This window comes from Domibacillus enclensis, assembly GCF_900156125.1.
In the GTDB taxonomy this organism is placed as follows: Bacteria; Bacillota; Bacilli; order Bacillales; family Domibacillaceae; genus Domibacillus; species Domibacillus enclensis.
Genome location: NZ_FTLX01000001.1, coordinates 192908 through 205986 on the forward strand (window position 1 = coordinate 192908; position 13079 = coordinate 205986).

The following is a 13079-nucleotide window of genomic DNA, read 5'->3' on the forward strand; positions in this document are numbered from 1 at the left end:
TCTTTGATCGGATAAATGGAAAGAAGTGAAACTTTTTGATACGCTTGTCCGTATAAAAGAACATAATACGCTCATAATGGAGAGCAAAATGATAAAATGGAGTGGATGAACGATGCGATATGCTTTTTATACGCTTCGCCGAGTCGCAGCAGCATTCGGTGCAGCGCTTCTTGCCTCAACGATGGTTGATGGCATTTTCGTCTATGGTGCGTCAGTCGTGGCGTTTGCGGCTGTCTTTATGCTTTACACGAATGTCAGCAATCGCCGGATTCAGAAAAAACATGCCTTAAACCGAAAAGAATATTACTATATACTTGATCAGCTGAAGGAAGCGAAGATCAAGCTGTCCCGGCTGCAGAATCTTTTTTTAAAGGTGCGCAGCCTCCGCTCGCTCAAACAAATGATTGAGCTGAACAGTCTAGTGAAAAGAATTTATTCCATCGTCAAAAAAGAGCCGAAGCGTTTTTATGAAATCGAGCCTTTTTTCTATTCACATCTGGATTCAGTCGTAGAGCTTGCAGAAAAATCTGCGATTCTTTCCCGCAATAAAGTGAAAGATCCCGCAACAAAACAATCACTTATTGAAACAAAGGAAACGCTCGGAGATCTGTCCAAAACATTGGAATCTGATCTGCGTCAAGTACTGGCCCGCGATATTGAACATTTAACGATTGAGCTTGATGTCGCACGTCAGCAAACAAACCGGACGCAAAAAAGAATCGAAGCTGAACCTGTACAGGAGGGAGAACAAAAAGATGAACAACGAATTACAACGACAACAGGCACCCGTTACGGACGGAAAAACCGATGATTTCCTATTAGATGATTTGCTGGCAGACCCTTTCGGTGAGCTGCCACAGACGCAAAGTGCAGCCACGCCCACTCAGCAAACAAAAAGACTGGTGGATGTTCTGTCACCGGAGCACAAGCAAAAAGCCGAACAGCTGGCCGCTCAAATTGATGCAGGCAACCAGCAGGCGGTGTTTTCATTCGGAACGGCCGCCCAAACGAAGCTGTCCGATTTCTCTCACCATATGCTCGATCACGTCCAGCGCAAAGACATTGGACCGATCGGCGATATTTTAAACGATTTAATGAAAAGCTTAAAGAATGTTGATCCGGATGAACTGCGTGATGAAAAGCGCAATGTCTTTTCACGTATGTTTGGCAAAGTGTCTGATTCTGTTCAGGAGGTCATGACCCGCTACCAAAAGGTCGGTGCTCAAATTGACCGCATCGGGGTGAAGCTTGAGCATTCCAAGCGCGGCCTTGTCGAGGACATCCGTATGCTGGAGCAATTATATGAAAAAAATAAAGAGTATTTTCAGGCGTTAAACATTTATATTGCCGCCGGGGAATTAAAGCTGGAGGAAATTGAAACGAAAACCATACCGGAGCTGCGCCAGAAAGCGGAGCGTACGGGGGATCAGATGGATTTTCAAGACGTGAACGATATGATTGCCTTTGCGGACCGACTGGAAAAAAGACTGCATGACTTGAAATTAAGCCGGCAGATTACCATTCAAAGCGCTCCGCAAATTCGGCTGATTCAAAACACAAACCAGGCGCTCGCTGAAAAAATTCAGTCTTCGATTTTAACCGCTGTACCGCTTTGGAAAAACCAGATTGCAATTGCCCTGACACTCGTTCGTCAGCAAAAAGCAGTCCAGGCTCAAAAAGAAGTATCGAAAACGACCAACGACCTGCTGCTGAAAAACTCAGAAATGCTGAAGGTCAACTCTATTGAAACAGCGCGTGAAAACGAACGCGGTCTTGTGGATATTGAGACGCTGAAGAAAACGCAGGAAAACTTAATTACGACGCTTGAAGAAACGATTCGCATCCAGCAGGACGGCCGCACGAAACGGAAAGCGGCAGAAGATGAACTAATCGTCATGGAAGACGATTTAAAGCAGCGGCTGCTGCGCTTGAAGCAATAATAAAACGCTCTACCCAAAAGAAGCCGAACCCATGTGGATTCGGCTTTTTTTATGCAGATATTACATCGAAACACCTTGCTAGCGATTCCTTCTTTATTTCCCTGCCCACTTCCCGATTGCAGCTCCTGCTGCTGCCGGAACAATCCAGCCGAGCCCGCTATTGAAAAACGGCACCCAGCCGATCACAGCACCCACCCCATCGACCGGCAAACCAAACGCAACGGCACCGTCATACAAGCTGTACACCGCAGTGAACAGCATCGCACCGATGTACATCGTGCGTGAATCACCGATCAACGGATGCAGCAGTGACAAAATAATCAGAACAATGGCAAAAGGATAAAGCATCACTAGCACCGGAACGGAAAAGGTGATAATCGATGTAAGACCCAGATTGGCAATGACAAAGCTGATGACCGTAAACACCGCCACATACTGCTTGTACGAAACGCGCGGCCATTTTTCATGAAAGTATTGCGCGCAGGCGGATGTTAAGCCGATACAGGTCGTCAAGCAGGCCAGTGCCACAATCATGCCTAAAAGCAGCTTTCCGAATGTGCCGAACAGCAGTGACGAGGCGGTTGTCAGGATGGCTGCTCCATTATCGAACTGGTCCGCTCCCTGCATATGAACCCCGATCCAGCCGATAGAGCCGTAAACAAACGCCAGCCCTAAGGCCGCGATTAAACCGGTCATCGCTGTGTAGCGAACGATTTGTTTTTGATCGTGAACGCCTTTATTTCGCAGCGATGTCACGACGACGATCCCAAACGCCAGCGCCGCAATCGTATCCATCGTTAAATAACCTTCAATAAAGCCAGCTGTAAAAGCGGCTGTTTCGTATTTTTCAGCAGGTGCCTGTGCCGGTGAATCAAATTGATAAAAAGCGGCCAGACAAAGCGCTAAAATAGCAATTAATAAAATAGGTGTCAAAAATTGCCCGATTGTATCCACGATTTTGGACGGATTTAAGCTGAGCAAAAAGACCCCCACGAAAAACACAACTGTAAACAGGAGCAGCATCCCGGAGGAGGAGCTTGTTAAAAATGGCTGGACACCCATTTCATACGCAACACTAGCCCCCCGCGGAATACCGAAGAACGGACCGATAGCCAGGTAAATGAGCACAGCAAAACCCAGGCCGAACATCGGGTGAACGCGGCTTCCAATAGAAGTGATGCCATCAGCGGAAATCGCAATGGAAAGGACCGCTAAAAAAGGCAGGCTCACTCCGGTGATAATAAAGCCGGCAATGGCCGGTAAAAAAGATTCCCCTGCCTGCATGCCGAGAAATGGCGGGAAAATCAGGTTTCCCGCACCGAAAAATAACGCAAATAACATAAGCCCGATGAGAATAATATCGGTTTTTTTCAAGATGAAACGTCCTTTCTAAATGCTGTCAAACAGTAATTTTTTTAACATGGGCGTCAGCACGTGCGGAAGGTCCCCCACGTCCGGCACCATGATCGCACCGTGTCCGTAAATGGTTTTCATCGTTTCCTGGCGCGCTTCGTTCAGTGCTTCATCACCAATAAAAAGATTGAATACCGTCAACCCCTTTTTCCGCGCGAGAAGCACCGCTTCGTGGGTATCGAGCACGCCATTTTTTTCGTAATCTGCAGCAGAAGGCTCCCCATCAGAAAAGACGAGCAGGAATTTTCGCTGTTCACTGCGCCGCTCTAATGCTTCTACTGCCTTACGAATGGCAAAACCGTCGCGGTTGTCCTCTTCCGGACGCAGCTGCATAATAGAATAGCCTGATCCGGATTGCGACGATGTGTCAAAAGGGACGACCGTTAAGAAGTGATTCGGCTTCACTTCCTTGGAGAGAGACGCTGTATCCTCCCAGAACCCTTTGATTTCATGCGCGACCCGTAAAGACGCAAGCGTTTCATGAAACAGCACGGCACTTTTTTTCACGTCGTCCATTTTATCATACATTGAAGCGGAACTATCAATTAATAAATAAAAAGCCGCGTCAATTTCCGTGGAGGCTGCTTGTTTTTTATAAAAAAGGCGCGGGTTTTCATCCGTAAAGTAACGGGTCAGCTTGCGTCCGAGACGACCCGTCAGCAAATTGTCCTGCGGGCTGTTTCGTTTTTTTTCAATCGATTTCTCAATGATTCTTTTTAAGGTTTGAACAGCCGGCTCCGTTTCATTTTTGAAAAGACGATACGCTTCTTTTTCTTCCTCTGTCGCGTCACGGGCTTTTTCGTCAATCGCCACTGCACCGATGTTTTCTTTTCCATATCGCGTTTCATCCGCTGCCATTTCCGCATCGCGCCGTTCTGCCAACAGGCGGTTGTACTGCTCACGCGAGGTTTTTTTAGACTGGCCCTGTACGGACGCAAGAGCCGCATCCCCTTCTTCTCCTTCTCTCGCTGTGTTGCCCATCATCGGTGTTTTTGTGCCTTGATCTAAATCGAACTGCATAAACGTACCGCGCGTTTCCTCTGATTCACGGTGCCAGGTAGAGAATTGTTCATCAAATTGCTCATTCTCCCCTTCTTCCTGTTCATCATTATTAGCAAGCGGGTCCTGCCGTCTGCCCGGGTCTACCGCATTTTCTTCTTCCTGCACCCGGTAATCCGGCAGGTGGCTGTATGTGTTCACCATTTTACGCAAGTCCAGCTCTTCTAGCACGTCCGCAATGTCCCTGACGATTCTGACGACATCAGCTGTCGATCGGGCGTCAAATAAGGACCTTGCCGTCCGGTCTATAAAAGGGCGCGCGGAATCAACAGGCGGGTAAATATCCGACCACTCGAAAGGGGCGTCCGCCTGCCATAAAACAAATAACGCATTAAAAACAGCATCAAGAAAAAACCCTTTTGATTTGTTTACATTCAGCTGCTCCTGATGAAAGCGGCGCAGCATTTTTTTTCGCTGCTTGAAGGCTTCTGCAGTGCCCGGCCGCAGCTCCGTACAAAGAGTCTCGAGCCGTATATCCTCAGCAGCAGCTAAAAGCTGTCGGCTAAACGAATCCTTGTACTTGCTTGTAAAGAACTGGACCGTTTCTTCATTTGTCCAGTTCGCTGTGCCGATCGCCCGTAAATAAATGTCTGTTTTCATGCCAGCCGTTTCTTCCATTTTCGTCCGATGATGCCAAAAGTGACTGACGTACAGCACAGCCGGGTCTTTTTGCCAATACGAAAGCGGGCCAAACTCGACCTTTACCTCCCCATTTTGCGCTAAAGCAGCCGCCAAATCAGACAGCTCCATCCAAAGAGCGGAATTGACGGTTTCATCATTAAACTGAATAAACCGTTCCACGTTACGCAAACCACGTTTCTGCTATATTGCGTACCGCTGCTTTTTCCCGTTCGTCATCAAGCTTCCCCGCGATCGCACTTTCGATGGCCCGAACAGGCGGAATGTACAGCGCAAGGTCGCAGGCATCAAGCAATGCCCGAATGGAGGAAGCTTCTTCCGGGAGCCGGCCGCTTTCCACCAGTGATGTCAAATCGCCTGAAAGAGAAACAAACTGCCTTAAAAGTGAATCATTTTGCAGGATGGACTGCTGCTTCAGTACATCAAATAAAACGCCGCCTGAAATATAAGGAATATCAAACACAATAAACCGGTTTTTAAGCGCTTCGTTCATCGGAGCTGTCCCAGCATATCCTTCATTAACGGCGGCCATTACTGTGAAGGATGGCTTGGCGGTGACGACCTCTCCCGTAAACGGATTGGTAATTTGACGCCGGTAGTCCAGGACTCCGTTTAAAATCGGCAGCGTTTCCGGCTTCGCCATGTTGATTTCATCAATGTATAAAAGATGGCCGTTTTTCATGGCCTGAATGACGGGTCCTTCCACAAACTCAATTTGTGTTTGTTCATCCTTTTCCACAATCGTTTTAAAGCCGAGCATCGCTTCTGCATCGAGATCAACGGAGCAGTTGATGCTGTGAACCGGCTGGCCGAACTGAGCCGCAAGCGATTCGGCTAATTTTGTTTTGCCGGAGCCCGTAGGCCCTTTCAGCAATATGTTTTTTCCAAGTGCGACCGCAACCGCGGCATCGTTTACCAAATCGTCGTTTTGGGCGATATACGCTTGAAATGCTTCGGGCGCTGCGTACTGAAATTGCTGCTTGCGCTGTTCAATAATCGCGTGGATTGGTTGTGGTAATGTTGAGATGTTCAAAAAACTCTTCCTTTCTACTCGCGTTTTGCCTGTTTAATATCATACACCTGAATCCACTTATAACGCAAAAAAGCAGGCTGAATCGCCTGCTCTTCACATGTCGTATTCGTAAATATAAAGACCGCGTCCGAGCTTGCGGACGTGCGCATTTTCTCGTTCCAGGCTGTTCATAAAAGTCGTCATGTTGGCAATTTTTTTCCCAGACTGCTCTTCAATAAACCGCTTTAGCTCTACTCCTCGAATCGGTGTGTTTTGCTCTTTTAAAATACGAATTGTTGTATCGCGCAGCTCCGTCAGGCCTTCACTTCGGCGGCCCCGGCGAACCTTGGGAGGTGCTGCTCCGACCGTCGTAATTGCAGCTACTTCCATATGATTCTGTTCTTCGTTGTCTATTTGCTGGAGCCGCTCGAAAATGGCGTCCCGTTCTTTTTTAAATTCCTGCATGACTCGAATTTCAGAATCTGCCAGCTGATCCAGCCGAATTTTCAATGCCATTCGTTCATCAAACATCTCTTTCGCCCCCTGTACCAAGCCTTCTTATTGTTTACTGCTCTTGAAAATAGTCTTTGTAAAAACCTGATACACGGCCTTTGTTATCAACGACAAAATAAAACTCTTCTGTTTCATTTTTCACGTCGTACGTTTGTCCTTTTGTCAGGACGTTTTCAACCATGTATTTTTCCGCGTTTGTATGCACGCATGTCACTTGTTTGACGGTATCTGTTTCGTTCCATTTTAAATGAATCATCTTTTAATCTCCTCTTTCTTTTTGTTCACTGATCGCAGCCGGGATCCAGTCATGTAGATTAAAGGGACGCAACGCTTGTGCCGGACGGTTTCTTTTCCATATATCAGCACACAAGCCGTGTAAATAAACGGCATCTTTAACCGCCTCCTCTAAAGACGAATGACGCATAAGCAGAGCAAGAAGAATACCTGTTAATGTATCACCGCTGCCGCCTTTTGACAAGCCTTCGTTGCCTGTTGTATTGACGACCCCGCTTCCATCTGAAAAAGCGATCACCGTGTACTCGCCTTTTAAGACGACCGTGACCCCCTGCTCCACAGCATATTGAGAAGCTTCCTGGATTCGATTAAGCTGAATGTCCTTTGTCTGCTTCCCGGTCATTCTGGCGAATTCGCCGGGATGGGGTGTCACAATGACAGAGCATTTTGCTGCCTTGTAGCTTCTCGGTGCCAGAGCTCCGGCATCCAAAATAACAGGCTTTTCCTGCTGCAGCAGCTGCTGAACAATATCTTCCATCGCGTCATCAGCCGGACGCCCGCAACCAGCGGCTATAGCCGAAAAGGAATGAGCGTCCTCTACACCTGTATGAAAATCATACATCGCTTCCGGCACATGAGAAGCAATAACAGAGACCGCTTCTTCTGCTGTTTGAACCGTCAGCTTTCCGGCACCGCTTGAAACGCAGCCGAGCGCTGCAAGGGCGGCACTGCCGGGCATCGACTTCGTTCCAGCAATCAAAAGTCCGTGGCCAAATGTGCCTTTATGGGCATTGCTTCCTTTAAATTGAACAGAAGGAGACGTGGCCGAAACCGTCGAAATAGTCCACCGGGCTGTCTGAGGAAGCCCGATCTCAATGAGGGATGGCTCCCCATAACAGCTTGCAGCGGGATACAAAAAACGCGACGGCTTATATCCGTGTACTATGTATGTTTTATGTGCGTGAATAACGGATGAATCGCAGTTGCCTGTATCCGTGGAAGCACCGGTTGGCACATCAATCGACACTCGCTCGGCTTTTTGGCTGTTGAGCCAGACGCAGAGGTTCTTCATCTCAGTAGATAAAGGCAGTGATGTCCCGGCACCTAAAAGAGCATCGATCATGACCGTTGCCGTCAGATTAAAGGGTTCCGTTTCGTATGAATAGCCCAAAGCTTCATAGTAATCCAAATGACGCCTGGCTGGCTCTGTTTTCGGCAAGCCCGCTGGGAAGCAAAGCGTGCATGAAGCTCCTGCCGTTTTTAAATATCTCGCCAGGACAATCCCGTCACCGCCGTTGTTGCCTTTGCCTGCTAAAATAAGAAAGCATTGCTTGCTTGTTTCAAAATCATCGGTGAGCTGCCGGAAAAGGCCAGAGCCTGCTGCTTCCATTAATGTAAAGCTATCCATGCCAAGCGACTCCGCTTGACGGTCGATTTTTTTGATCTCTTCTCCTTTATAAATATACAACATAATGCCCCCTTTTACATGATTTTATGTAAATATTTTTAAAAACGACAATAGATTTTGGGAATATTATAGCATTTTTATCGGTTTTTCTATTATCATTTGCCTTTTACCAGATTGCTAGTATAATTAGCAGAAAATAAAGAGAATTTCTCTTTATTTGAACACCAAATCAAAGGAGGTCATAAAGTGAAAATTATGAGTGACGAGATGCTGGTGGCGGCTTATCGAGATGCTTTGAAAAGTGATCAAAATAAGTCCGAAATTGAAACATTAAAAACAGAGGTTCAAAAACGAGGTCTTTCCCCGAAAGTTGAAAAAGAGTAAAACGCAACCCCCTGCAGCTTTCTGCAGGGGGTTGTTTTGTTCATCCTTCCAAAAGAAGATCTTCTGGGTTTTCGATTAGTTCCTTCACCATTTTCAAGAAGCCGACTGCTTCTTTTCCGTCAATAATGCGGTGGTCATATGAAAGGGCCACGTACATCATTGGACGGATTTCCACGTTGTCGCCGATCGCGACAGGACGTTTTTGAATCGTATGCATGCCGAGGATGCCGACTTGTGATCCATTTAAGATCGGAGTAGATAAAAGCGAGCCGAAAACGCCGCCGTTTGTAATCGTAAACGAGCCACCTTGCAAATCGCCAAGCGCCAGCTTATTATCCCGTGCTTTAAGCGCCATTTCCATAATGGAGCCTTCGATTTCAGAGAAGTTTTTCCGGTCACAGTCACGAACAACAGGAACGACTAAACCGTCATCCGTTGAAACGGCCACGCCGATGTCATAAAACTTCTTCAAGACGACTTCATCGCCATCAATTTCTGCGTTTACATATGGATATTTTTTCAGTCCGGCGACAACCGCTTTTGTGAAAAATGACATAAAACCAAGGCGCACGTCATGATCGTCAAAGAACTTGTCTTTTTTGCGCTTGCGCAGATCCATAATGTTTGTCATGTCAATTTCGTTAAATGTCGTTAGCATGGCAGCCGTCTGCTGGACTTCCACAAGGCGTTTTGCAATCGTTTGACGACGGCGGCTCATGCGCTCGCGTTCAACCGGCTTGCCGTTATCCTGTGCCTTTGGCGCAGCTGCTTTTTGCGGTGCCGCCTTTTGAGCAGGTGCCTTAGGTGCTGCCGGCTTGTTTTGATGCGATTCCACATCTTGTACGCGAACACGTCCAAGTGGATCTGCTGCTTTGATTTCCTGTAAATCGATTCCTTTTTCACGAGCCAGCTTGCGTGCAGCTGGAGATGCTACCGTGCGGCCAGCGGCTTCTTCTTGTTTCTGAGCTGGTTCTGGCTGTACTTCTTTTTCCTCTGCTTTAGGCGCTGCCTGCGCGGCAGGTTCTTCTTTTGATTCAGCGGATGCTGATGGAGAGCCACCTGCTTCAACGACGGCAATTACTTGACCCACTTCAACCGTATCACCTTCAGCCGCCTGCAGTTCTGTAATCGTTCCTGCTTCTTCTGAAATCACTTCTACATTGACTTTGTCTGTTTCAAGCTCGACGATGTATTCGCCTTTTTCAACGTAGTCACCTGGCTGCTTCAGCCATTGTGCAATCGTGCCTTCTGTAATTGATTCTGCCAGTTCAGGAACTCTAATTTCAGCCACTGTAAAATCCTCCTCATTGTTTTCCGGTATCTTTTTTTATGTACAAGCCGGCACCACCGGGGTCGGCGGTGCAAGCTTTTTTACTTTTCTTTCGTCAAGACGGTGCGCAAAATACGCGCCTGTTCTTTTTTGTGCACGATCGCGTCCCCCTCAGAAGGACTTGACCGGCGGCGGCGGCCAACGTAGCGGACCGTCGCTTTTTCCGGAACAGTGTCGCGAAGTCTAGGGTCCATATACGTCCAGGCACCCATATTCTGCGGCTCTTCCTGGAGCCAGATCACTTCAGTTACGTTCGGGAAGCGCTCAAGAATTGCTGTAATTTCTTCTTTCGGGAACGGATACAGCTCCTCAACACGAAGAACGTGCAGCCAGTCAAGGTTGTCTTCTGATTTTTCAATTTGCTCGGCAAGATCAATCGACACTTTTCCGCTGCAAAGCACGAGACGTTCCACTTGCTTCGGCTTGCTGCCTGTTCTAGGCTCTTCAACGATGATGTTGAAGTTCCCGTCTGAGAACTCCGACGCCTTTGATGCAGCTAACGGATGACGAAGCAGGCTTTTTGGCGTCATAATAACAAGCGGGCGGACTTCTTCTTTTTTCAGAATGGAGGCCTGCCGGCGCAAGATATGGAAATACTGCGACGTTGAAGACAAGTTCGCGACAGTCCAGTTGTTTTCCGCTGCTGACTGCAAGAACCGCTCCATCCGTCCACTGGAATGCTCTGGCCCCTGGCCTTCATAGCCGTGCGGCAAGAGCAGGACAAGACCTGATTTCTGACCCCATTTTGCGCGGCCGGAAGAAACAAACTGGTCAAACATCACCTGTGCCATATTGGCGAAATCACCAAATTGCGCTTCCCATAGAACGAGCGTTTCAGGAGAGAATACGTTATAGCCGTATTCAAACCCGACAACAGCTGTTTCCGTTAACGGGGAATTGATCACGTCAAAGGATGCTGAAACGTCGCTCAACCCGTGCAGCGGATTGTATTCTTTGCCGTCGCGCTCATCGTGCAAAACGAGATTGCGGTGGGCAAATGTTCCGCGCTGTGAATCCTGGCCCGTCAGTCTGATCGGCGTGCCTTCTTTTAAGATTGAAGCAAAAGCAAGCGTTTCTGCGTGGCCCCAGTCAATCTGGCCGTCTTCTACAAACAGCTGCTCACGGCGCTTTAAAATCCGCTCCAGCTTTTTAAATGGCTGGAATCCGTCCGGCCATTGCAGAAGCTCCTGGTTAATCACCTTTAAGTCTTCTTCACTGACACCTGTTTTGTTGCATGGCAGATCCTGCTCCACCACTTCAGGCGGGTTCATCACAATATCGGGGTTTTCATCTTTTTTCGGAACCGTCTCAAACAGTTCTTTCAGCTTCTGCTCATTTTCCTTGTACACTTCATCCGCAAAGCTTGCATCGATCACGCCTCGGTCAGCAAGCTTCTCTGCATAAAGCTCACGAACCGTTTTATGCTTATGAATGATGTTGTACATGTTTGGATTGGTTGTCATCGGCTCGTCCATTTCATTGTGGCCAAAACGGCGGTAGCCGATTAAGTCAATCACGAAATCCTTGCCGAAGCGTGTCCGGTAGTTAACAGCCATGAAAGCCGCCGCTACACACGCCTCAGGATCATCTGCATTTACGTGAACGATCGGCACTTCAAATCCTTTTGCCACGTCTGATGCATAACGAGTCGAGCGCGAATCATAGCTTTCCGTCGTGAAGCCGATCATGTTGTTGGAAATAATATGAATAGAGCCGCCCGTTTTATAACCGTTGATCTGGCTCATATTAAACGTTTCTCCAACAATGCCCTGACCCGGGAACGCTGCATCCCCGTGAATGATAATTGACATTGCTTTTGACACATCAAGCTCCGGCTTGCCTTTGCTTGTGCGGTCTTCCTGCGCTGCGCGTGTGTAGCCGGCAACGATCGGGCTGACGACTTCAAGGTGACTCGGGTTGTTCGCCAACGTAATGCGCGCTGTCTGCGTATCTTCTTCCTTGTAGCTCCGGTCGGCGCCAAGGTGATATTTTACGTCGCCTGTCCAGCCGTAATAATTCATCTTCATCGAGCCAAGCGGCAATGTTTTTTTGTTTGGCGCATGGGCAAATTCTGCGAATATCATTTCGTATGGCTTGCCAAGAATATGAGCAAGCACGTTTAAGCGTCCGCGGTGCGCCATTCCGATGTTAATCGTTTGAGAGCCCTTTACTGCGGAATGATGGACAAGCTCATCCAAAAGAGGGACCATTGCATCCAGTCCTTCAATCGAAAAACGCTTTTGACCGACAAATGTTTTGTGGATGAATTTTTCAAAGCCTTCTACCTGTGTCAGTCTTTTCAGCAGCTTTTTCTTGTCGCTGTCTGAAAATGTCGGGTAGTAATCCGTTGATTCAATTTGCTGACGCAGCCATTGCTTCTCCTCTAAATCGTGCACCTGCGCGAATTCGAAGGCTACCTTGTCTGTGTACACTTTTTTCAAGTGCATGATGGCGTCATAGCCGTCCTTTACGTGAGAAGGAGCACCCGGGCAAATATATTCCACCGGGATGAGGCGAAGATCTGCTTCGGTTAGCTCATACGTGTCAAGGTCGATTCGGCGTGAGTCTTTTTTGCTGTCATCAAGCGGATCAATATCAGCAGCCAGATGCCCATAAATCCGGATGCTGTCCGCAAGCTTTACTGCACGGAACAGCTTATCCAGGTCTCCTGCTGATGCCGACTGTTGAGTCTTATGCCCGCTCAATGATTCCGGCGGGCCCCATTCGTCGAATAATTGCCGCAGCTCCTGGTCAACCGCCTCCGGGTCTGCCAAGTACTGTTCGTACACTTCCATTACATACCCAAGGTTCGGTCCCGAAAAGTCTTTCCACGGGTTTCCCTGGCCAGTTTGCATGTTCATTCTGAAAAACCTCCACCTGTTGCCCATTTAATTTCGTGTATACGTTCGCTGTTTACAAAATATGTACAAAAATCTAAAAACGCTTTCAGAATCATTTTACCACTCCGAATGCTTTTTTAAACAAAAAAGGAAGGTTTCACCTTTCACATTCCAGTCAACTGGATGGCGCCTTTTTCAAGTTCAATCTTACTACTGTTCTTCTCAAAAACCAATGCTTTTTTGCAAATTTGCCGAATAAATTTTCAGATTTCTTGAAAACGCTCCAATAGGCGCCGTTATGCGGTTT

General features: G+C 47.7%; 11 protein-coding genes. 3 read left to right on the forward strand and 8 right to left on the reverse strand.

Annotation, left to right across the window (positions count from 1 at the left end; all coding sequences use genetic code 11):
• Nucleotides 1-112: 112 nt before the first annotated feature.
• Both BW952_RS01010 and BW952_RS01015 read left to right on the forward strand, forming a co-directional pair.
• Nucleotides 113-811: a 5-bromo-4-chloroindolyl phosphate hydrolysis family protein gene (locus BW952_RS01010; RefSeq protein WP_045849588.1), complete on the forward strand. Its 699-nt coding sequence runs from the start codon at nucleotides 113-115 to the stop codon at nucleotides 809-811.
• Nucleotides 756-1940 (forward strand): toxic anion resistance protein, encoded by a 1185-nt coding sequence (locus BW952_RS01015; protein WP_045849587.1) that lies wholly within the window; start codon nucleotides 756-758, stop codon nucleotides 1938-1940. Before BW952_RS01010 ends, BW952_RS01015 begins: the two co-directional genes overlap by 56 nt.
• Before the next feature lie 93 nt (nucleotides 1941-2033).
• On the opposite strand, the gene brnQ is transcribed toward BW952_RS01015, so the two are convergent.
• From brnQ to BW952_RS01045, 6 genes are all read right to left on the reverse strand, one after another.
• On the reverse strand, nucleotides 2034-3314 hold the full coding sequence (gene brnQ, locus BW952_RS01020; RefSeq protein WP_045849586.1) for a branched-chain amino acid transport system II carrier protein: 1281 nt from the start codon (nucleotides 3312-3314) through the stop codon (nucleotides 2034-2036).
• 15 nt (nucleotides 3315-3329) lie between these two features.
• Nucleotides 3330-5213 (reverse strand): vWA domain-containing protein, encoded by a 1884-nt coding sequence (locus BW952_RS01025; RefSeq protein WP_052698368.1) that lies wholly within the window; start codon nucleotides 5211-5213, stop codon nucleotides 3330-3332.
• Between the two features lies 1 nt (nucleotide 5214).
• Complete coding sequence (locus BW952_RS01030) at nucleotides 5215-6078, reverse strand: ATP-binding protein (RefSeq protein ID WP_045849626.1); 864 nt, start codon at nucleotides 6076-6078, stop codon at nucleotides 5215-5217.
• Between the two features lie 99 nt (nucleotides 6079-6177).
• Nucleotides 6178-6594, reverse strand: coding sequence for a Rok-like winged helix domain-containing protein (locus tag BW952_RS01035; protein ID WP_052698364.1), 417 nt, complete (start codon nucleotides 6592-6594; stop codon nucleotides 6178-6180).
• 34 nt (nucleotides 6595-6628) lie between these two features.
• On the reverse strand, nucleotides 6629-6832 hold the full coding sequence (locus BW952_RS01040; protein ID WP_045849585.1) for a DUF6501 family protein: 204 nt from the start codon (nucleotides 6830-6832) through the stop codon (nucleotides 6629-6631).
• Between the two features lie 3 nt (nucleotides 6833-6835).
• Nucleotides 6836-8278, reverse strand: coding sequence for a bifunctional ADP-dependent NAD(P)H-hydrate dehydratase/NAD(P)H-hydrate epimerase (locus BW952_RS01045; RefSeq protein WP_045849624.1), 1443 nt, complete (start codon nucleotides 8276-8278; stop codon nucleotides 6836-6838).
• Between the two features lie 195 nt (nucleotides 8279-8473).
• Here BW952_RS01045 and sda point away from each other — a divergent pair, with 195 nt between their 5' ends.
• Nucleotides 8474-8602 carry a sporulation histidine kinase inhibitor Sda gene (gene sda / locus BW952_RS01050; RefSeq protein ID WP_331428797.1) on the forward strand — a complete coding sequence of 43 codons (129 nt, stop codon included), beginning with the start codon at nucleotides 8474-8476 and terminating at the stop codon, nucleotides 8600-8602.
• A gap of 40 nt (nucleotides 8603-8642) precedes the next feature.
• Here sda and odhB read toward each other — a convergent pair whose 3' ends face one another.
• Both odhB and BW952_RS01060 read right to left on the reverse strand, forming a co-directional pair.
• A complete protein-coding gene (gene odhB, locus BW952_RS01055) occupies nucleotides 8643-9893 on the reverse strand; it encodes a 2-oxoglutarate dehydrogenase complex dihydrolipoyllysine-residue succinyltransferase (protein WP_045849583.1) in 1251 nt (416 codons plus the stop codon).
• Nucleotides 9894-9973: 80 nt separating this feature from the next.
• On the reverse strand, nucleotides 9974-12793 hold the full coding sequence (locus BW952_RS01060; RefSeq protein ID WP_045849582.1) for a 2-oxoglutarate dehydrogenase E1 component: 2820 nt from the start codon (nucleotides 12791-12793) through the stop codon (nucleotides 9974-9976).
• Nucleotides 12794-13079: the final 286 nt, after the last annotated feature.

What these genes read in the sequence shown, in the direction of transcription:
- BW952_RS01010 (WP_045849588.1), top strand. Translation starts at nt 113, where the DNA reads ATGCGATATGCTTTTTATACGCTTCGCCGAGTCGCAGCAGCATTCGGT.
- BW952_RS01015 (WP_045849587.1), top strand. Translation starts at nt 756, where the DNA reads ATGAACAACGAATTACAACGACAACAGGCACCCGTTACGGACGGAAAA.
- BW952_RS01035 (WP_052698364.1), bottom strand. Translation starts at nt 6,594, where the DNA reads ATGTTTGATGAACGAATGGCATTGAAAATTCGGCTGGATCAGCTGGCA.
- BW952_RS01040 (WP_045849585.1), bottom strand. Translation starts at nt 6,832, where the DNA reads ATGATTCATTTAAAATGGAACGAAACAGATACCGTCAAACAAGTGACA.
- sda (WP_331428797.1), top strand. Translation starts at nt 8,474, where the DNA reads ATGAGTGACGAGATGCTGGTGGCGGCTTATCGAGATGCTTTGAAAAGT.
- BW952_RS01060 (WP_045849582.1), bottom strand. Translation starts at nt 12,793, where the DNA reads ATGAACATGCAAACTGGCCAGGGAAACCCGTGGAAAGACTTTTCGGGA.